Origin of the sequence: Streptomyces sp. QH1-20 (assembly GCF_041283565.1) — a bacterium.
GTDB lineage: Bacteria > Actinomycetota > Actinomycetes > Streptomycetales > Streptomycetaceae > Streptomyces > Streptomyces syringius.
The window spans coordinates 4,024,296-4,043,071 of sequence record NZ_CP166299.1 but is presented as its reverse complement, the minus strand read 5'-3'; the positions used below and the strand labels follow the sequence as shown (position 1 = coordinate 4,043,071).

The 18,776-nt window shown below is 72.5% G+C and carries 18 protein-coding genes and 2 tRNA genes; 18 read left to right on the top strand and 2 right to left on the bottom strand.

Annotation, left to right across the window (positions count from 1 at the left end; genetic code table 11):
• The first annotated feature begins 322 nt into the window (after window positions 1–322).
• The 3 genes from AB8O64_RS18125 (at window position 323) to AB8O64_RS18115 (ending at window position 1,507) form a co-directional block, all read left to right on the top strand.
• Window positions 323–1,012 carry a DUF3566 domain-containing protein gene (locus AB8O64_RS18125; protein WP_370423894.1) on the top strand — a complete coding sequence of 230 codons (690 nt, stop codon included), beginning with the start codon at window positions 323–325 and terminating at the stop codon, window positions 1,010–1,012.
• Window positions 1,013–1,083: 71 nt separating this feature from the next.
• Window positions 1,084–1,157, top strand: a tRNA-Ile gene (locus tag AB8O64_RS18120).
• A 215-nt stretch (window positions 1,158–1,372) separates the two neighbouring features.
• On the top strand, window positions 1,373–1,507 hold the full coding sequence (locus tag AB8O64_RS18115; protein WP_003958712.1) for a DLW-39 family protein: 135 nt from the start codon (window positions 1,373–1,375) through the stop codon (window positions 1,505–1,507).
• 92 nt (window positions 1,508–1,599) lie between these two features.
• Here the strand turns inward: AB8O64_RS18115 and AB8O64_RS18110 are convergent, their stop codons facing one another.
• Window positions 1,600–2,853: a serine/threonine-protein kinase gene (locus AB8O64_RS18110; RefSeq protein ID WP_370420021.1), complete on the bottom strand. Its 1,254-nt coding sequence runs from the start codon at window positions 2,851–2,853 to the stop codon at window positions 1,600–1,602.
• 54 nt (window positions 2,854–2,907) lie between these two features.
• The gene (locus tag AB8O64_RS18105) at window positions 2,908–3,453 is read right to left on the bottom strand and encodes a DNA-binding protein (protein WP_130878594.1); all 546 of its coding nucleotides are present in this window, start codon (window positions 3,451–3,453) and stop codon (window positions 2,908–2,910) included.
• Between the two features lie 119 nt (window positions 3,454–3,572).
• Between AB8O64_RS18105 and AB8O64_RS18100 the strand changes: the two genes are divergently transcribed.
• From AB8O64_RS18100 to AB8O64_RS18030, 15 genes are all read left to right on the top strand, one after another.
• Window positions 3,573–3,645 (top strand) — tRNA-Ala (locus AB8O64_RS18100).
• Window positions 3,646–3,917: 272 nt separating this feature from the next.
• On the top strand, window positions 3,918–4,877 hold the full coding sequence (locus tag AB8O64_RS18095; RefSeq protein ID WP_370420020.1) for an ATP-binding cassette domain-containing protein: 960 nt from the start codon (window positions 3,918–3,920) through the stop codon (window positions 4,875–4,877).
• Window positions 4,874–5,665 (top strand): ABC transporter permease, encoded by a 792-nt coding sequence (locus AB8O64_RS18090; RefSeq protein WP_370420019.1) that lies wholly within the window; start codon window positions 4,874–4,876, stop codon window positions 5,663–5,665. Before AB8O64_RS18095 ends, AB8O64_RS18090 begins: the two co-directional genes overlap by 4 nt.
• Before the next feature lie 142 nt (window positions 5,666–5,807).
• The gene (locus tag AB8O64_RS18085; RefSeq protein WP_370420018.1) at window positions 5,808–6,758 is read left to right on the top strand and encodes an ACP S-malonyltransferase; all 951 of its coding nucleotides are present in this window, start codon (window positions 5,808–5,810) and stop codon (window positions 6,756–6,758) included.
• Complete coding sequence (locus tag AB8O64_RS18080) at window positions 6,745–8,268, top strand: class I adenylate-forming enzyme family protein (protein ID WP_370420017.1); 1,524 nt, start codon at window positions 6,745–6,747, stop codon at window positions 8,266–8,268. Before AB8O64_RS18085 ends, AB8O64_RS18080 begins: the two co-directional genes overlap by 14 nt.
• Window positions 8,249–8,503: an acyl carrier protein gene (locus AB8O64_RS18075; protein ID WP_365206108.1), complete on the top strand. Its 255-nt coding sequence runs from the start codon at window positions 8,249–8,251 to the stop codon at window positions 8,501–8,503. Before AB8O64_RS18080 ends, AB8O64_RS18075 begins: the two co-directional genes overlap by 20 nt.
• 5 nt (window positions 8,504–8,508) lie before the next feature.
• Window positions 8,509–9,705 carry a PLP-dependent aminotransferase family protein gene (locus AB8O64_RS18070; protein WP_370420016.1) on the top strand — a complete coding sequence of 399 codons (1,197 nt, stop codon included), beginning with the start codon at window positions 8,509–8,511 and terminating at the stop codon, window positions 9,703–9,705.
• A complete protein-coding gene (locus AB8O64_RS18065; protein WP_370420015.1) occupies window positions 9,702–11,996 on the top strand; it encodes a lantibiotic dehydratase in 2,295 nt (764 codons plus the stop codon). The genes AB8O64_RS18070 and AB8O64_RS18065 overlap by 4 nt, the downstream gene beginning before the upstream one ends.
• On the top strand, window positions 11,993–13,006 hold the full coding sequence (sbnA, locus tag AB8O64_RS18060) for a 2,3-diaminopropionate biosynthesis protein SbnA (RefSeq protein WP_370420014.1): 1,014 nt from the start codon (window positions 11,993–11,995) through the stop codon (window positions 13,004–13,006). The genes AB8O64_RS18065 and sbnA overlap by 4 nt, the downstream gene beginning before the upstream one ends.
• Before the next feature lie 58 nt (window positions 13,007–13,064).
• Window positions 13,065–14,093 carry a 2,3-diaminopropionate biosynthesis protein SbnB gene (gene sbnB, locus AB8O64_RS18055; protein WP_370420013.1) on the top strand — a complete coding sequence of 343 codons (1,029 nt, stop codon included), beginning with the start codon at window positions 13,065–13,067 and terminating at the stop codon, window positions 14,091–14,093.
• A complete protein-coding gene (fabG, locus tag AB8O64_RS18050) occupies window positions 14,090–14,842 on the top strand; it encodes a 3-oxoacyl-ACP reductase FabG (protein WP_370420012.1) in 753 nt (250 codons plus the stop codon). The genes sbnB and fabG overlap by 4 nt, the downstream gene beginning before the upstream one ends.
• 34 nt (window positions 14,843–14,876) lie before the next feature.
• The gene (locus tag AB8O64_RS18045; protein WP_130878604.1) at window positions 14,877–15,173 is read left to right on the top strand and encodes an acyl carrier protein; all 297 of its coding nucleotides are present in this window, start codon (window positions 14,877–14,879) and stop codon (window positions 15,171–15,173) included.
• A complete protein-coding gene (fabZ, locus tag AB8O64_RS18040; RefSeq protein WP_370420011.1) occupies window positions 15,170–15,703 on the top strand; it encodes a 3-hydroxyacyl-ACP dehydratase FabZ in 534 nt (177 codons plus the stop codon). The genes AB8O64_RS18045 and fabZ overlap by 4 nt, the downstream gene beginning before the upstream one ends.
• A 35-nt stretch (window positions 15,704–15,738) precedes the next feature.
• Window positions 15,739–17,706 carry an N-acetyltransferase family protein gene (locus tag AB8O64_RS18035; RefSeq protein WP_370420010.1) on the top strand — a complete coding sequence of 656 codons (1,968 nt, stop codon included), beginning with the start codon at window positions 15,739–15,741 and terminating at the stop codon, window positions 17,704–17,706.
• A 28-nt stretch (window positions 17,707–17,734) separates the two neighbouring features.
• Window positions 17,735–18,775, top strand: coding sequence for an aminomethyl transferase family protein (locus AB8O64_RS18030; protein ID WP_370420009.1), 1,041 nt, complete (start codon window positions 17,735–17,737; stop codon window positions 18,773–18,775).
• Window position 18,776: the final 1 nt, after the last annotated feature.

Genomic DNA, 18,776 nt, shown 5'->3' with positions numbered 1-18,776 from the left:
GGGCGCCGCGGCAGGCGGTGCGGGTGCCAAGCGGCGCAGTCCCGCCGGACCCGCAACCGATAAAGCCGGCGCCCGTGGCTCCGGCGTATCCGCGGAAACCTCCGGGGCCAAGGGCAAGGCCGTCCCCGCCCCCAAGGGCGCGGACACCGCTGCCAAGAGCACCACTGCCAAGGACACCGCCTCCAAGGACGCGGGTACCGCGGCCAAGGGTGCCGACACCGCTGACACCGCTGGCAAGGCCGCTGACACCACCGCCGACACCGCTGCCACGGACGTCGGCACCGCCGAGGCCGGGGAGACACCTGCTGCCGAGGGCGGCACCATCGCCGAGGCCGAGGGGGGCCCTGTGACGGACACCAAGGAGCCGAAGCCCTACCACCCGCCGAAGGCCTACGAGCCTCCCGCGGAGCGTGCTGCTTCTGCTTCCGTTTCGGCTTCCGCTTCTGCCTCGGGCGCCGCTGCGGGCTCCGAAGGGGCCTCGCCGGCCCCCAAGGGCTCCGTTTCTCGGGGCGCCGCCCCCAAGAGCGCCGGCAAGGCCGCCATGAACCCCGCCAAGGCCGCCGTGAAGGCCGAGCGGCCCGCCGGGCCGCAGCCCGGCGCCTCGGTGCCGCAGCAGCGCTCCGCGCCCCGTCCGGCGCCGCGTACGCGCAAGGCACGGCTGCGGGTGGCCAAGGCCGATCCGTGGTCGGTGATGAAGGTCAGCTTCCTGCTGTCGATCGCGCTGGGCATCTGCACGATCGTCGCGGCCGGGGTGCTGTGGGGCGTCATGGACGCCATGGGCGTCTTCTCGGCCGTCGGCGGCACGATCAGCGACGCCACGGACTCCAGCGAGGGCGGCGGCTTCGACCTCCAGTCCTTCCTGTCGCTGCCGCGCGTCCTGCTCTTCACCTCCGTGATCGCTGTCATCAACGTGGTGCTGGCGACCGCCCTGGCGACGCTGGGCGCCTTCATCTACAACCTCTCCGCCGGCTTCGTCGGCGGCGTGGAGCTGACGCTCGCCGACGACGAATAACGTCCACCCGGACCTGGGCCCGGCCGATTTTGGGACTGGGCCCAAGGTGCGCTAATCTTTCGGTGCAGCGCGGGGCTATAGCTCAGACGGTTAGAGCGCTTCCCTGATAAGGAAGAGGCCACAGGTTCAAGTCCTGTTAGCCCCACCGGCACGATCGGCCCGGACGGAGAATTCTCCGCCCGGGCCGATCTGTTTTCCCCGGAGGGGGAGTTGAGGCCGTCCGGCCCTGGTACCGGCGATGGTGTTTCAGGTCACAACGGACCCGACAAGGCTTCGGCACAGGTAACCGATCGGTATCGGCCGGTGTGTATCATCGGCCCCCAGAGGTCCCCTCACGTCAAGGAAAGACGAGGTCGCGCGGTGAAGAAGCTGCTCCTGGTCGCACTGGCCGCCATCGGCGGACTCCTCGTGTACCGCCAGATCCAGGCGGATCGCGCCGAGCAGGATCTGTGGACGGAGGCGACCGACTCCGTGCCCGCAGGTTCGGGTGTGTGAGACAAAAGAGTCCTCAACGGGGCCCGGCCGCTTCAGCGGCCGGGCCCCGTTGTTTTATTCGCTAACGCAAATAAAATGATTGCGAAAGTGAATCAGCTGACGGTGAGTGCCCAGATGCCGACCGCCAGACACAGCAGCGCGAAGAGCAGGACCGGGACCGCCACCTTCGGGGGCGGTCCCGGTCGCTTCGACGGCCCCGGCGGTGGCGCGGGGGCGGTCCCGCCGCCGGAACGGCCGGAAGGCCGGGTGACGGGCCGCGGGAGCTGCTGCGGGGCGGTGTAGGGCCGGGTCGGGGGGTAGGCGGGCGGAGGGGGCGCCAGGGCCGCGGGACGTGGCTCCGGGCGGGGCTGCGGCCGGGATTCCGTAACGGGGCGTACGCCGGATTCCGCACCGGATTCCGGATCGGTCTCCGCGGGGGCCGCCGCGGGGGCTTTGCCGTCCGCGTCGGGCGCCGGATCCTCCACCGGGCAGGGCCCGTTCGGGCCGAAGCCCGGCGGCAGCGGGCCGAGCTGGTCGAAGACCTCGATGGGCTCCTCGTCGGCGGCGGGCTCGGGGAGCATCTCCACTGCGGACGCGAGGGCCTTGCGGGCGCCCGTGGCCGTGCGGAAGCGCGCGTACGGATCGGGTTGCAGCAGATTCGCGATCACCTGCCAGAGCGGCTCCGGGACGTCCTCGGGGGCGTTCGGCGTGCCGTGCTCGGTGAAGCGGCGTACGAGCGCCTCGGCGTCGGGTTTGCGGCCCGTGATGAGATACAGCGTCACCAGGCCGACGGCGAAGAGATCGGCCGGGAAATCGGGCTCCTCGCCCAGCATTTGCTCCGGGGCGAAGTAACCGGGCGTGCCCATCACATAGTTGGTGTCCGTCAGCCGCGGCTCACCCTTGCGCATGGCGATCCCGAAATCGGAGAGCCGCAAATGCGGACGCCCCGTCCCGGTCGCCTCCAGGAGGATATTGGCCGGTTTGATGTCCCGGTGCACCACGCCCTCCGCGTGCACCGCCGTCAGCCCGGACAGCAATTGGTCGAGCAGTACGCAGACGAACCGGGGCGGCAACGGCCCGTAGTCACCGATGAGATGGGCGAGCGAGCCACCGCTCACCACGTCCATGGTGAACAGCACCTTGTCGTCGTCCGCCGCCCAGCTCATCGGCGCCAGCACATGGGGATGGTCGATCCGCAGCGCCTGTTCCCGGACGAATCTCAGCAGCGTGTGGGCGTCGCTCTGCTGGAGCACCTTCGCCGCCACATACCGCCGGCGGCGCTGGTCCCACGCCCGCCACACGGCCCCCACGCCGCCGCGTCCGATCGGGTCCACCAGCTCGTACCGACCGGCGAAGACCTCACCCATCGCGCCGTTTCGCCCCCGCCCCACCAGCCCCGATCGGTCCCACCCCCGGCACGGTCAGCTCTGGTGCGCCTCGTAGTGGGCGACGGCTTCGGCGGTCCGTCCCGCGCCGTAGACACGGAGGAACTCGGCGAGTTCGGGGTGGGTGGGGGCGAGCGTTCCGGCGGCGTCGATGATGTCCCCGGCGCCGGCCACGGACCGCAGCAGCGACTGGATCTCGCGCACCACCCGGCGGACGGTCGGCGCACCGCTGCTGGCCGTCGTCTGGGTGGAGTTGAGGACCGAACCGCCGGAGGTCTTCTTGACCTCCTCCATGCGCTCGGCGGCCTCGGCGGCGCTCACACTGCCGTCCGCGACCTGGCTGGAGAGCTCCTGCAGCGCCTGCACCCGCTGGACCACCGCGGGGTTGCCGATCTTCGCCCGCTGACCGCTCATCAGCTGGGAGAGCATGGGCGCGGACAGGCCGAGGACGGACGCGAGACGGGCCTGGTTCAGGCCGAGATCGTCGATGAGACGGCGGAAGAGCGCCCCCAAAGGCTCCCCGTACCAGCTGCGCTGTAGCTCCCGTGCACGGGCGGTGGCTTCCTGCTGTGCTGCGTCCATCTGCGCTCTCCCCTTCGCTTCGCTGCCGCGAATCTTGCGGTGCATCCTACGGAGAGTGGTAGGCCCCGGCGATACCCGGTCGGGAAAGAGCGCCGGTACCGGGTATCCTGATCGGCGAAGGGGCCTTAGCTCAGTTGGTAGAGCGCCGTCTTTGCATGGCGGATGTCAGGAGTTCGACTCTCCTAGGCTCCACTCGACAAACCCCCTGGCCTGCGGAAACGCGGCCAGGGGGTCTTTTTGTGCCGTTTTCCGGGTTTTCTGGGCCCATCGGTGGGCCCATCGATGGGCCACCGATCCCCATGGAGCCGCCGACGTGACGCAGCGCCCCGCGGCCCGCTCACCGGCCGGGGCCGCGCGCCTCGCGCCCGGATAGCGGTCGGATAGCCGGCCGGGCAGGGCTCGATAGACGGCCCGGGAAGAGTGGTTCTCGCCAGGCAACCCCGTTGGAATGGTGAGGACTCGAAATGATCACAGCTCGTTCGCGCCCGGTGTCCGAGGAGGTGACGTCCCCGGATGCCGTCCGGCTCAGCTCGGTCGTGAAGCGGTTCACCGATGCCAAGGGGGAACGTTTCAGCGCCGTCGACGGCATCGATCTGCGCATCCGGCGCGGCGAGGTCGTGGCGTTCCTCGGACCGAACGGCGCCGGCAAGACGACCACCATCGACATGCTGCTCGGACTGACCCGGCCCGACGAGGGCTCGGTCGAGCTGTTCGGACGCGAGCCCCAGCAGGCGGTGCGCTCCGGACAGGTCGCCGCGGTGCTCCAGACGGGCGGGCTGCTGCCCGATCTGACCGTCGAGGCCACCGTGCGGATGCTCGGCTCGCTGCACCCGGGCTCCGACGCGGACGCGGTGCTGGCGCGGGCGGGACTCGACGGGCTGCGGAGCCGCCGCGTCGTGGAGTGCTCCGGCGGCGAGCAGCAGCGGCTGCGGTTCGCCCTCGCCCTGCTCTCCGGGCCCGAGCTGCTGGTCCTCGACGAGCCGACGGCCGGCATGGACGTCGTCGCCCGCCGGGACTTCTGGGCCACGGTCCGCGAGGACGCCGAGCGCGGCATGACGGTCATGTTCGCCACGCACTACATGGAGGAGGCGGACCGGTTCGCGGACCGGGTGGTGATGATCGACCGCGGTCGTGTCGTCGCCGACGGATCGGTGTCCGAGGTGCGGTCCGCGCTGAGCGGGCGCACCGTTTCGGCGCGGATCGACGAGCCGACCGCCGCCGCTCTCGCCCAGTCCCCGCTGGTGCGGTCGTGCGCGCTGCGCGGCGGCCGGTACCACTTCGACACCACCGACTCCGACGCGCTGCTGCGCCTGCTGGTCGAGCGGACCTCCGCCGCCGAGATCGAGGTCACCCCGCGCAGCCTCGAAGAGGCCTTCATGACCATCACCCACCAGGGCCGTACCGTCGAGGAGGGCACCCGATGAGCGCCGCCTCCACCACCCACGGGGGACGGACCTCGCCGTTCAGCGGCGTCAACCCCGTCTTCATCGGCTACGAACTGCGCCGCCGCTTCAACCGGCAGACCACGATCTTCACGCTGCTGCTGCCGGCCGTGCTGTACCTGGCGCTGTTCCGCACCGCGCCCGACAAGGCCACGCTGCCGCACGGCAATTTCGCGGCCTGGATGATGACCGGCATCGCCGTGTACGGAGCGGCGACCGCGGCCGTCAGCTCCGCGGCCACCATCTCCGTGGAGAAGGCGTCCGGCTGGATGCGCACGATGGCGCTCACCCCGCTCGCGCCGCCCGGCTACCTCTTCGTCAAGGTGCTGTGCTCCGTGCTGATGGCGGCGGTGCCCGTGAGCATCGTCGGCGTGCTCGGCGCGTTCACCGGCGTGGAGGCCACTGCCACGGTGTGGGTGACGTCGCTGCTGGTGGCGTGGCTCGGCGCGGCCGTCTTCGCCGCGCTCGGCATCACGCTGGGGCTCGCCCTCAAGCCCGAGACCGTGATGCACATGCCGGGCCTGACCATGACGGCGCTCGCGTTCCTCGGCAATCTCTTCATCCCGCTGTCCGGCACGATGCTGGAGATCTCCCGCTACTCGCCGATGTTCGGCGTCTCGACGCTCGCCCGCTACAGCCTGACCGAGGGCTACTCCTTCAGCGGCGAGCACTCCAGCCTCGCGATGGCGGTGGTCAACACCGTTGCCTGGTTCGCGGCCTTCTCCTTCATGGCCGTACGCCGGTTCCGCAAGAGCACCGGCCGCAACTAGCGCCTCGCCCCTCCGGCGGATCCTCGCGGCTTCCCGCGCGGATCCGCCGGAGAGACCCGGTCGCCTCTCTTCACCCCTTCCCGTTCCCCGACACCGGGCCCCGCACCGGTCGATGACACCTGACACAAGGAGGTTCGAACTCATGTACGCATTCGTGGTGCCGGGGCAGGGTTCCCAGACCCCGGGCATGCTGAGCGGCTGGCTGCGCGACCCGGTGCACGCCGAGCGGCTGCGGGCCTGGTCCGAGGCCGCCGATGTGGATCTCGCGCATCTGGGCAGCAAGGCGCCGGCCGCCGAGATCGCCCGTACCGAACACGCACAACCGCTGCTGGTCGCCGCCGGGCTCCTCGCCCACGCGGCGCTCAGCTCGGCCGAGCCCGGGGGGCCGGTGGTGGCCGCCGGGCACTCGGTCGGGGAGCTGACCGCGGCGGTCTACGCCGGAGCGCTCGACCCCGCCGACGCCGTACGCCTCGCCGCGGTGCGCGGCCGGGCCATGGCCGCCGCCTGCGCCGAGGCTCCCACCTCGATGGCGGCCGTGGTCGGCGGCGACGAGACGGTAGTCCTCGAGCGCATCGCCGAACTGGGCCTGTACGCGGCCACGTTCAACGGCCCCGGCCAGATCGTCGCGGCCGGAGCCGTGACGGACCTGGAACGGCTCGCCGCCGCCCCGCCGGCCTCCGCCACGGTCAAGCCGCTCCCGGTCGCGGGCGCCTTCCACACCCCCTACATGGAGTCCGCGCGGCAGGCCGTCGCGGTGGCGGCCGAGCGGACCCCGTTCCTGCGGCCGACCGGGGTGCTGCTGTCCAACGCCGACGGCACCGTCGTCAGCGAGCCGGACGACATCCGCCGCCGCCTCGTCGAGCAGGTGGTCAGGCCGGTGCGCTGGGACCTGTGCCTGGAGACGCTCGGCCGGATCGCGCCCGAGGTGACGGTCTGTCTGCCGCCCGCCCGCACCCTCGCGGGCATCCTCAAGCGCCAACTGCCCCAGCTCGCCGTCGTCTGCGTCACCGCGCCCCGCGACCTCGACAAGGCGCGCGCCCGGCTCGACGCCGCCGCCCCCCGGAAGGAGGACCTCGCCCATGCCGGTGTCTGACCTCTTCGCACGGGCCCGTGCCGAGCGCCCCGGGCACACCGCCCTCATCGACGCCGAAGGGCCGCTGACCTACGCCGAGCTGGGCGACCAGGCCGACCGCGCGGCCGGCTGGCTGCGCCGCCAGGGGGTGGGCGCGGGGGACCGGATCGTCCACGCGGGCCCCGGCGACCGCACCTTCCTCGCCCTGCTGTGGGCCGCGTTCCGGATCGGGGCCGTCTTCGTCCCCGTCCACCCCGACCTGACGGACGACCAGATAGCGCACATCGTGGGGGACTGCACGGCCGCCCTCGCGATCTGCCCGCCCGCCGCGGGCACGGCCGCCCGGGCCACCGTCGAGGTGGAACGGGCCGCGCGGGAGATACCGCAGGCACCGGCCGACCTCTTCGCCGCCGAGCCGGCGGACGACGCGGTCGCCCTGCTGATCTACACCTCCGGCACCACCGGCCGCCCCAAGGGTGTCGTCTGCCCCCACCGGCAGATCCTCGCCGCCGTCCGCGCCGTCAACGACCGCCTCGGCTACCGCGCCGACGACGTGGTGCTCTGCCGGCTGCCCCTCTCCTTCGACTACGGGCTCTACCAGGCCCTGCTGTGCGCGCTCACCGGTTCCACCCTGGTCCTCGCCGACCGGGGCGGCGACCTCGCGCTGATGCGGGCCGTCGACCGCCACGGCGTCACCGTCATCCCGCTCGTGCCCTCGCTCGCGCAGATCCTCACGCTGCTCCAGAAGAAGCTGCGCCGCCCCACGAAGGTCCGGCTGTTCACCAACACCGGCGCCCGGCCCAGCCACGCCGTGATGGGCGAACTGCTCGACGCCTTCCCCGGCTCGGTCTTCGCCTCCATGTACGGCATGACCGAGTGCAAGCGGATCTCGGTCCTCGACCCCGCCCTGTACGCGGACCACCCCGACTCGGTGGGCAGGGCCATCCCCGGGGACCACATACGGATCGTCGGCCCGGACCGGCGGACCCTGCCACCGGGCGAGGTCGGCGAGATCGTCGTGTGGGGCGAGACCGTGATGGCCGGGTACTGGGGGATCCCGCTGGAGCGGCAGAGCCGGTACGTGCGCCGCGCCGACGGTTCGCTGGAACTGCACACCGGCGACCAGGGGCGGCTCGACGCCGACGGACTGCTGTACTTCGTCGGCCGCGACGACGACATGATCAAGCGGCGCGGCGTACGGATGGGCCTGTCCGAGATCGAGCACGCCGCCGAGCGCGTCCCCGGCGTGTACGCCGCCGTCGCCCCCCGCCCCGCCGACGAGGGCGAACCGCTGCTGCTCGCCGTGCAGACGGCCCTCACCCCGCACGAGGTCCGTACCGCCCTCGCCCGCCACCTGGACCCGGCCCGCCTCCCCGACCGGATCGTCCCGCTGGAGACCGTGCCGCTGACGGCCAACGGCAAGCCCGACCGCGCGGCCGTCGCCCGGCTGCTCATGGCCGAGGCCGCCGCCGCCCAGGCCACCGACACCACCGCACTCACGAGGAACACCCATGAACCAGTCGCAGTTTGACCAGCTCGTCGAAGAGATCTGCGCCGTGCGGGTCATCGACTCCGAAGCGCCGCTCGTGGACCTCGGCGTGGACTCGCTGCACACCGTCGCCCTGGTGATGGCCGTCGAGGACCGGTTCGGCATCGAGCTGGACCCCGACGCGCTCGCCGACCTCTCGCTCGCCTCGTCGGCCGGTCTGCTGAAGATCGTGAACGAGCACCTGTCGGACAAGGCGTCCGACACGTCGGGGAGTTGACGGCCATGTGGACCGACGTCAGACCCGCGGCCGAGATGCCGCAGCTCTTCGAGCGGGGCGGTGACCTGATCTCCTTCGCCGGCGGCCTGCCGGACCTGGACCTGCTGCCCCTGAAGGAGATCTCCGAGCAGATGGGCCGGCTGACCCGGCTCGGCGGACGGATCGCGCTCCAGTACAGCACCCCGCACGTGGCCAAGGCCCTCGTCCCCGCGATCACCGACCTGATGGCCCGCGAGGGCGGCCGCACCGACGCGGAGAACCTGGTGCCGACCGCGGGCTCCCAGATGGGGCTGCTCGCCATCGGCCTCGGTGTCGCCGCACCGGGTGAGACCGTGCTCTGCCAGACCCCCGCCTACCCCGGCGCGGCCGCCGCCTTCCGCACGGCCGGACTGCGGCTGCACGGCGCCCCCGAGGACGCCGAGGGGCTCGACCCGCAGGCGCTGCGCGCGACCGTGGCACGGCTGCGGGCCGAAGGGCAGCGGGTGCGGATGCTGTACTGCAACCCGACCTTCCAGAACCCCACCGGCGCCACGCTGTCCGACACGCGCCGTCACCAGCTCCTCGACGCCGCACGGGAATCGGACCTGCTGATCGTCGAGGACAACCCGTACGGGCTGCTCGGCTTCGACGGGCGTACCGCCCGGACCCTCCAGGGCCTCGACCCGGAGAACGTCCTGTACCTCGGGACCTTCTCCAAGGTCTTCGCGCCCGGTCTGCGCTGCGGCTGGATCGCCGCGCCCGCGACGCTCGCCGAGCGACTGCGCCGCACGACCGAGGTCATGGCGCTGTCCCCGTCGGCGTTCACCCAGGCCGCGCTCGCCGCTTTCCACGCCCGCAGCGGCTGGGACGCGCTGATCGACGCCTACCGGGAGCGCTACCGGGAGCGGTGCGGCCTGATGGCCGACGCGCTCGAGGACGAGCTGGGCACGGACGGACCCTGGCAGTGGCAGCGGCCGGACGGCGGCTTCTACCTGTGGCTGCGGCACACGGCCGGCGCCGACACCCGGCGCCTGGCACTCGCCGCCGCGGAACAGGGCGTCTCCTTCGTGCCCGGCAGCCACTTCGGACTCGACGGGGAGAACGAGGACGCGCTCCGGCTCGCCTTCAGCAACGTCCCCCGCGGTCGCATCGCCGAAGGCGTCTCCCGCCTCGCAGCCGTGCTGCGCGGCGCGGACGCGGACATCGAGAGGCGGCCCTCGTGACCGGCACCCGGGCAGCGCTGCGCGCGCACGACTGGGCCGACTTCCGGCCCACCCGTCGCCTCGGTGACAGCGAGTGGCACATGTGGGGCATCGGGCTGCTGCGCAGCGCCGGCTTCCCCGCCTCCGGTCTCGCCCTGCTCGGCGGGCCGGACGCCGCCGCAGCAGCCGACCGCGGGGACCGCGACGCCTTCGCCGCCGCCTACCGCGCCGACAGCGAGGCCGAGGCACGCCGCCTGGCCGTCCTCGCCCGCGACGAGAAGGTCCGTACGGCCATCGCCTGGCAGAACCGGACCGTCTACCGGATCCTCGACGCCCTCGCCCTGGGCACCGGCAAGGAGTCCAAGCGCAAGCAGCGCGAACGCACCCTCGCCATGTACTGGCTGCGCTACTGCGCCAAGGCCGAGACGATCGGCTTCTTCGGGCCGGCCGCCTGGATGTCCGTCGGCCGCACCCCCGAGGCGCTCGCGGTGGACCACGGCGAGCGGCTCGTCGCCCGGAGCCGTACGTTCTTCGAGCGCTGGGCGCTGGCCGCCCTCGCGGACTGGATGGTCTCCCGGCCCGGTGCCCGCTGGTGGTTCCCCCCGCTGCCGCGCCCCGACGTCCACCTCGACGGCGACCGGCTGCTGCTGCCGGGCGGCCGCGTCATGCGGCTGCGCCCGGAGGACCGCCAGGTCCTTGCGTACGCGGACGGCGAGCGCAACGGCGCGGCGATCACCGAGGCCCTCGTACGCGAGGACGGCTGGCCGGCGGACGAGGCGCGGGCCCGCGTCGAGAAGATCCTGACGCGGCTGCTCAAGCAGCGCGTGCTGACCTGGGACGCCAACATCCCGGTCGACGTGCGGGCCGAGCGGATCCTGCGGCGGCGCGTGGCCGCCGTCGCCGACCCCGAGCTGTCCGTCCGCTTCCAGGCGGTCCTCACCGACCTCGACCGGCACCGCGACGCCGTCGACGCGGCGGACTCCGCCGACGAGCTCGCCCTGCGCCTGGACGAGTTGGACACCTTCTTCGTCCGGACGACCGGACTCGACGCGTCCCGCGACGAGGGCAAGGCCTACGCGGGCCGCACCCTCTGCTACCAGGACGCGGAGCGCGACTGCCGGGTCGAGGTCGGCACCGACTTCCTGGACGCCGTCGCCCGCCCGCTCGCCCTGGTGGCGGACGCGGCGGACTGGTTCGGCAACCGGCTCGTGGAGCTGGTCGAGACGGAGATCGCCGCGCTCGTCCGGGCCGCCGCCGCGCGGCGCTCCGGTGTCACGCTCGCCGACGTGTGGCCGCAGGTGCTCGGCATGTTCTGGGGTGACGGCGCCGCACCGGTGCACACCGCGACCCGGGAACTGGCCGAGAAGTGGCGCGAGGTGCTGGACCCGGTCGGTGCGGAGCGCGTCGACCTCAAGGTCGAGGACATCGAGGAGAGGGCGCGCGTCGCCTTCGCCACCGGACCGGTCCGCTCGCCCCATCTCGCCCTGCACAGCCCGGATCTGCAAGTGGCCCGGGAGGCGGACGGGAGCCTGACCGTCGTGCTCGGCGAGCTGCACGCCTGCCTCGCCACCTGTGACCTGCCGTTCCTCGACTGGACCGGCGACACGGGCTCCCTGCGCGACAAGGTGAACGCCGCGATCGACGCCCCGCGCCTGGTGCCGCTGCTCCCGGTCGACTGGAAGCGCAACAGCGGCCGCATGGTGCCCGCGCCCATCGGCGCGGGTGACCGGCTCATCGGCTTCACCCGGGCGCCCTTCGACGACCGCTCCCGGATCGACGCGGCCGTCGCGATCACCCTGGCCGACCGGGACGGCACGGTCACCGCCACCACGCCCGACGGGCGCGAGTGGAGCATGGCCGAGCTGCTCGCCGTCCCGGTGTCGATCATCGCCGCGGACGCCTTCAAGATCGGGCTCGACCGGGCGCACGCCCCGCGCGTCACCCTCGACGGGCTGGTGCTGTTCCGGGAGACCTGGCGGGTGCCGGCCGGGGAGATCCCGCTCGCCGCCAAGCCCGACCGGGAGGGCGACTACCTGGCCGTACGGCGATGGCTGCGCGAGCGCGGGCTGCCCGACCAGGCGTTCGTGAAGTTCCCGCAGGAGACGAAGCCGTCCCTGGTCGACTTCACCAGCCCCACCCTCGTGCTCTCCTTCGCCAACCTCGTCCGCCGCGCCCGGCGCCTCGACGCGGCCGCCACCGTGATCCTCAGCGAGCCGCTGCCCCACCCGGAGGACTCCTGGCTGACGGACGCCGACGGCGAGCGCTACGTCAGCGAACTCCGGGTCCAGATCAGCAGAAAGGTACCGGCATGACCGTGGTCTCCTCCGCCGCGGCGATCGGCGCCGTCCCCGCGGCCCGCCCCCGCGATCCGGACATCCTCGCGACGATCGGCGCCACTCCGCTGGTCGCCCTCGACCGTCTGTTCCCGCCGACGAGTTTCCAGGTGTGGGGCAAGTGCGAGCGGTTCAACCCGGGCGGTTCCATCAAGGACCGCGCCGCCCGCTCCATGATCGAACGTGCCCTGTCCACAGGGGAGCTGGTGCCCGGCGTCTCCACCGTCGTGGAGTCCTCCTCCGGGAACCTCGGCATCGCCCTCGCCCAGCTGTGCAACTTCTACCGGCTCCGACTGATCTGTGTCGTCGACCCGCGGACCACCACCCAGAACGCCGCGATCATGCGGGCGTACGGGGCGACGGTCGAGGTCGTGGACCGTGATCCGGAGACCGGCGAGTACCTGCCCTCCCGGCTCCGGCGGGTGCGCGAACTCCTGCGCACGGTGCCCGACGCCTACTGGCCCGACCAGTACGGCAACGAGTACAACGCCCGTGCCCACCACCACACCATGCGCGAGATCCACGAGGCGCTCCCGCACGCCCCCGACTACCTCTTCGTCGCCGCCGGAACCACCGGCACGCTGCGCGGCTGCGCCGAGTACATCGCCGCCGAGGGCCTGCCCACCCGGCTGGTGGCGGTGGACGCGGTGGGCAGCGTGATCTTCGGCCCGCCCGAGCCCTGGGAGCGCGCACACCGCCGCACCATCCCCGGGCACGGCGCGGCCGTGGTCCCGCCGCTGCTGCGCCCCGGTCTCGCGGACCGGGTGGTGAAGGTGACCGACCTGGACTGCGTACGCGGCTGCCGCAGCCTCCTGGCGAAGGAGTCGATCCTCGCCGGCGGCTCGTCCGGCGCGGTCACGGCGGCCCTGCTGGACGCCGGGTCCTGGATCGAACCCGGCGCCACCTGCGTCGCGATCCTTCCCGACGGCGGCGACCGCTACCTCGACACGATCTACAGCGACGCCTGGGTCAAGTCCCGCCTCGGCTGACCGCCGCCCTCCCCCGCGCCGCACCCACTCACTCTTCGTACGAAGGAATCGACCAGTCATGAGAATCCTCGGTCGCGAGGACGTCGCCGCCGCGCTCACCGGCCTCGACGCCACCGTGCTCGACGCGGTCCGCACCGCGTATGTGCTGCACGGCCAGGGCAGCTCGGAGGTGCCGTTCTCCGGCTTCCTGCGCCCGCCCGGCACCTCCGGTTCCCGCGTGATCTCCCTGCCCGCCTACCTGGGCGGATCCGAGCCCGTCATGGGCCTGAAGTGGATCTCGTCCTTCCCCGCCAACGTCGAGCGTGGTCTTCAGCGCGCCTCGTCGGTGCAGATCCTCAACGACCTCGACACCGGCTATCCGACCGCCGTCCTGGAGGCCAGCCAGATCTCGGCGTCCCGCACCGCGGCCTCGGCGGCGCTCGCCAGCCGGGCGCTGCACCGTGACCGCCCGGTCACCACCCTCGGTCTGATCGGCTGCGGCACCATCAACCGGCGCGTCCTGGACTTCCTCGCGCTGATCCACCCCGAGCTGCGGACCGTCACCCTCCAGGACGCGGTGCCCGGCCGCGCCGAGACCCTCGCCGCCCAGCTCTCGGCCGAGCGGCCGGCGCTGGACTTCACGGCCGGTGACCTGGACGACGCGCTGCGCGCCGACACGGTCTCCATCGCCACCACCGACTCCACGTACTGGCTCGACCTCGCCGCCCACCCCGACCGGCCCGGGCACCAGGTGATCCTGCACCTGTCGCTGCGCGACCTCAGCACGGCCTCCGTCCTGAACGCGTACAACGTGGTCGACGACATCGAGCACGTGATGCGCGAGCAGACCTCGCTGCACCGTGCCGAGCAGGAGACCGGGCACCGCCGCTTCGTGGACGCCGAGATCGCGGCCGTCCTCGGCAGCGGTGAGGCCCCGGTGACGGAAAGGACCGTCGTCTTCTCGCCGTTCGGCCTCGGCATCCTCGACCTCGCCGTCGCCCAGGCGGTCCTGGAGGCCGCCACCCGCCACGGCATCGGCAGCGAGGCCGCGGGCTTCGACCCCGGCCGGCACCAGGTCACCGCGGCCATGGCGGGAGGCGCGGCATGAGCTTCCTGTTCCCCGAGGGCACCCGGGCCCTGGTCACCGGGGCCTCGCGCGGCATCGGCGCGGCCACCGCGCTCGCGCTCGCCGAGCACGGCTGCGACGTCGCCCTCAACTACCGGTCCGGCGCCGCCAAGGCGGAACAGGTCGCGGAGCGGATCCGCGCCCTGGGCCGCCAGGCGCTCCTCGTCCAGGCCGATGTGGCGGACGAGGAGCAGGTCAGCGGCATGTTCAAGCGGATCCGCACCGAATGGGGGCCGGTCCAGGTCGCCGTCCTCAACTCCGGGGTGACCGCCGACGGCCATCTCGCCGCCATGAGCAGCGGCAAGTGGCAGGAGGTCATCAACACCAACCTCACCGGTGCCTTCCTCACCGCCCGCGAGGCCACCAAGCAGATGTACACGGACGGCGGCTCCATCGTCATGATCGCCTCCACCAGCGGCATCGCCGGGCGGGCCGGGCAGGCCAATTACGCCGCCAGCAAGGGCGGCGTGATCTCGCTGGCCAAGACCCTCTCGCTCGAAGTGGCGCCGCGCGGCATCCGGGTCAATGTCGTGGCCCCCGGCTTCATCGACACCGACATGGTCAAGAAGGTCCCCCCGGCCCGGCTGAAGGAAGCACTCCAGGCGATCCCCCTCGGCCGCACCGGGACCCCCGCCGAGGTCGCCCAAGCCACCGTCTTCATGGCCTCTCCCGCCGCCTCGTACATCACCGGGAAGGTGCTCACCGTCGACGGCGGAATGATCCCCAACTGAGCCCTTTTATCAAGCCACTTAGGAGAACACCCTTATGTCCACCGCCACCTTCGAGGACGTCCGCACCCGGGGCGAGGCCCGTCTCGCCAAGAACATGAAGATCAAGTCGATGATCATCGACCGGCTCGGGCTCGATGTCGAGCCGGCCGTCGTCTCCGACAACCAGCCGCTGTTCGGCCGGGGCCTGGAGATGGACTCGCTGGACACGCTGGAGATCGTCGTCATGGTCAACAACGAGTACGACGTGCTGATCAGCGACGACGACTTCGAGGCCTTCGGCTCCATCAACGCCCTGGTCGACTTCATCGAGGACCGCGAGGCCGCCGCGTGAGCCCCGCCCCCGGCCTCCTCGACGCCCCGGACAAGGCGCGCAAGGGCCTGAGCTACTCGTCCGACGACATCAAGCGGATGCTGCCGCACCGCTGGCCGATGCTGATGATCGACCGCGCCTACGACGTCGTACCGGGCGTCTCGGGACGCGGCGTCAAAAGCGTCTCCGTCAACGAGCCGTTCTTCGCCGGGCACTACCCCGACCACTCGATCATGCCGGGCGTGCTGATCGTCGAGGCGATGGCCCAGCTCGTCGCCGTCGTCTACGTCGCGGAAATCCTCGAGAACACCGAGAGCGACCCGGGCACCGACGGCACCGCGGAATCCGACGCCTCGCGGAGCGTCGGCTACCTCGGCTCGATCAGCAACATGAAGTTCTCCCGGCTCGTCGTCCCCGGCGACCAGCTCACCCTCGAGGCCAGGCTCGGGCAGCGGCTCGGCGGCCTGCGCCAGGTGAAGGTGCGGGCGAGCGTCGGCTCCGAACTCGCCGCCGCCGGAACCCTCGTCGTCACCACCGGCCGCAAGGGCTGAACCCCACCGCACCTGAGACAGAAGGAGGTGTGTCCATGACTCTCACGATCCGCCCGTACCAGGAGGGCGACGCCCACGTCATCGCGGAGCTCTACAACCGCCACCGCGACAACCCCAACCCGGTCGCCGGGGGCATCGGCGGCGCCGAGCTCGCCCGGGAACTGGCCGAGCGGGAGACGGCGATGTTCCTCGTGGCCGTGGACGGCGAGCGGCTCGTGGGTACGTTCGGCCTGTTCCACAACACCGGCCGGCGCTCGGCCCGGGCCGGCGAACTCATCGCGGACATGTTCTTCGTCCACCCCGCCCACCGGGGCGGCATGGTCACGGGACGGCTGTTCACCGAGGCCGTCGAGTGGATGATGCGCTCCGGCTGCCTGGTGCTGCGGCTGACCGTCAACCCGGCGAACACCGTGGCGTTCCGGCTCTACCGGCGCGTCGGCTGCGTCTCGGTGGGCCGGGCCGTCCCCGGCGAGGACGGCAACGTCGAACTGCACAACTACATCCCGCTCGTCCTGCGCAGCGTCTTCGCCGACCTGGGGGAGCGGGCCACGGCGGCCCTCGGCAGCCTGACCAGCTTCGCCTCCGTCAGCGAGTCCCGCGACGACGAGCTCAGCTCCGACGTTCGGGTGGTGGACGGGGTCCGCACCATCGACTACTGCCTGGCGCTCGGCGAGTTCCGGCTCGACGCCACCGTGGACGTCGGCCGGGGGGCCGTGCGCGAGGCTCGCCTGACCGAGCCCGGCGGCGAGGTGCGCGCGCTGCGGATCACGCGGCCGCCGTACCGGGTGCGGGACGTGCGCGGCATCGCGCCGTACCGGTTCACCCAGGGCGCCCTCACCTGTGAGGTGGACGGCGAGGACGGCACGGTGCGCGTCCTGGCCGACGGGCACCTGGGCCCGGTGTTCGTCTCGACCTGGCCCAGTTGCCGCGCCGACCGCCCGGCCGGCTGGCGCGAGGGCGAGCCGCGCGACCTCACCCTGGAGCCCGTCGAGGGCGGCGTCCGGGTCACCGAGCGGCACGGCGACGACACGGTCACCGGCACCTTCACCCTCGACGGCACGGCCCTGGTCCAGGAGTTCACCCGCACCGGCTCCGCCACCGGGCGCGTCTTCCAGACCGTCGGCCTGCGCCAGGGCGTCTTCACCGACGCCGAAGGTCAGACGTACCCGATCGGGCTCGGCCTGGGGGTGCGCGACGCCTCCGAGGTCGTCGCCGCGTCCCATGTCGTCCCCGACGGCGGCGTGCTGACGTGGCAGGGGAACGACGTACGCCTCTCGCTGCCGGTCGACGGCCGGGTCCGGCTCGTCCACGGCACGCTCCTGGAGCGCGGCCTGACCCCCGGCCCGGACGGCGTCGCCCGGATGCGCACCGAGATCCGTCCGTGCCGTGCGGTCCCCGCGCGCACGCTGGAGCTGCGCGCCGAAGCGGGGGGCGTCACCGCCTGGCAGGAGAGCACCACCAAGGTGCTGCGCAGCCCGTACCCCCGGACCCGCTCCTACGGCTACCACCCCCACTGGTCCGCGGGCCTGTGGGTCACCCGTGAGAACAGCCGCCACGACCGGGCCGCCGGACTCGGCTGGGGGGTGCCGGACACCGGCGCCTGGGAGGAGAAGCACCCGCTCGGGCTGTACGCCCCGGGCACCGGCCTCGGCTGGGAGATCACCCCCGCCGACGACGGCATCCGCGTCGACGTCCGCGCACCCGGCACGGACCGCGAGAGCGTCCTGTGGCTCACCCCGTACGCCCCCCTGAGGACGCCCGTCGTCCTCGAATCGGCCGGGGAGCGCTGGGAGGTCACCTCCGCCGACTTCCGCCAGGTGTGGGCGCGGCGGGCCTCGGTCCGGCTCTCCGACGGGCGCTGGCTGCACTGCGCGCCCGCCGCGTCCACGGGCGACGAACTCGTGCTGCGCGCCACATCGTCCGGCCTGCTCGTCGGCGGGGTCTCCGCCGCGGAGGAGAGTGCCTGGCTGCTCTCCGTGCACGACGGGCCCCTTTCTTCCTGAATCGTTCATCCGAAAGGCAATACAGATCATGACCGCCACCACCATCGCCCCGGCCGACCGCACCGCCACCGACGACTACGCCACCCTGCGCACCGCCGTCGGCGCCTACCGCGTCACCGCCCCGCTGGTCCGGCTGACCGGTGACGACCGGCTGACCTTCCTGGACGGCTTCCTCGCCAAGTCCGCCGACTACGTGGAGCCGGACACGGTCCGCGAGGTGCTGGCGCTGAACGCCGACGGGACGCCCTTCGCGATCCTGCTGCACTTCGAGATCGGCGACGAGTCGTGGCTGCTGCCGCGCACCGCCGTGACGGCCGACGAACTCGGCGGCTACCTGGCACAGTTCGAGGCGTCCGGTGTCACCGTCGAGGTCTCCCCCGAGGGCTGGGGCGCCACCGCCTTCGAGGGCCCCGTCGCCTGGTCGGTCGCGGCCGGCTTCGTGGACTTCGACATCTCCGGCCTGACCCTGCACGCCGTCACCGAGTCCACCCCGGACGTCCCCGGCGCCACCGCCCACCTGGCCCGCGTCGGCTCGACCGGTGAGTACGGCTACCTGCTGCTGTCCGACGCCCCGCAGGCCCTCCACGAGGCGGTGCTCGCCGCCGTCGCCGAGAAGGGCGGTGCCGAGGTCGGCACCGAAGCCCTGGCCCGGATGCAGGCCGAGGCCGGGATGGGTCTGTACGGCGCCGGGTTCGGTGCGCTGACCGTCGGCCAGGCCGATGTGGCCTGGATGATCGACTGGAACCGGATCGGCGAGTTCCATGGCTCCGACGACCTGACCGCGCCGACCGAGGCCGACGCCCGCCTGACCGCGCTGGTCGCCCCCGTCGGCAGCCGTTTCGCCGCGGGCACGCCGCTGACCGCGGGCGATCAGCAGGTCGGCACCGTCCTGCACCAGGCGCCCGCCGCCAACCCGGAGGAGGAGCTGGTCCTGGCGCTGCTCGACGCCCCCTTCTGGGTGCCCGGCCTGGAGCTGACGGCCACGGACGAGCCGGGCGACGCCCGCCCGCTGCGCACCGCGACGCTGCCCCGGGTCATCGCCCGCTCCCTCACCAGCAAGATCGCCTGAG

Coding starts and splice junctions, on each gene's coding strand:
- AB8O64_RS18030 (WP_370420009.1), top strand. CDS start 17,735: ATGACCGCCACCACCATCGCCCCGGCCGACCGCACCGCCACCGACGAC.
- AB8O64_RS18110 (WP_370420021.1), bottom strand. CDS start 2,853: ATGGGTGAGGTCTTCGCCGGTCGGTACGAGCTGGTGGACCCGATCGGA.
- sbnA (WP_370420014.1), top strand. CDS start 11,993: ATGACCGTGGTCTCCTCCGCCGCGGCGATCGGCGCCGTCCCCGCGGCC.
- AB8O64_RS18080 (WP_370420017.1), top strand. CDS start 6,745: ATGCCGGTGTCTGACCTCTTCGCACGGGCCCGTGCCGAGCGCCCCGGG.
- AB8O64_RS18075 (WP_365206108.1), top strand. CDS start 8,249: ATGAACCAGTCGCAGTTTGACCAGCTCGTCGAAGAGATCTGCGCCGTG.
- AB8O64_RS18045 (WP_130878604.1), top strand. CDS start 14,877: ATGTCCACCGCCACCTTCGAGGACGTCCGCACCCGGGGCGAGGCCCGT.
- AB8O64_RS18095 (WP_370420020.1), top strand. CDS start 3,918: ATGATCACAGCTCGTTCGCGCCCGGTGTCCGAGGAGGTGACGTCCCCG.
- AB8O64_RS18090 (WP_370420019.1), top strand. CDS start 4,874: ATGAGCGCCGCCTCCACCACCCACGGGGGACGGACCTCGCCGTTCAGC.
- AB8O64_RS18035 (WP_370420010.1), top strand. CDS start 15,739: ATGACTCTCACGATCCGCCCGTACCAGGAGGGCGACGCCCACGTCATC.
- AB8O64_RS18070 (WP_370420016.1), top strand. CDS start 8,509: ATGTGGACCGACGTCAGACCCGCGGCCGAGATGCCGCAGCTCTTCGAG.
- AB8O64_RS18105 (WP_130878594.1), bottom strand. CDS start 3,453: ATGGACGCAGCACAGCAGGAAGCCACCGCCCGTGCACGGGAGCTACAG.
- AB8O64_RS18085 (WP_370420018.1), top strand. CDS start 5,808: ATGTACGCATTCGTGGTGCCGGGGCAGGGTTCCCAGACCCCGGGCATG.
- sbnB (WP_370420013.1), top strand. CDS start 13,065: ATGAGAATCCTCGGTCGCGAGGACGTCGCCGCCGCGCTCACCGGCCTC.
- fabG (WP_370420012.1), top strand. CDS start 14,090: ATGAGCTTCCTGTTCCCCGAGGGCACCCGGGCCCTGGTCACCGGGGCC.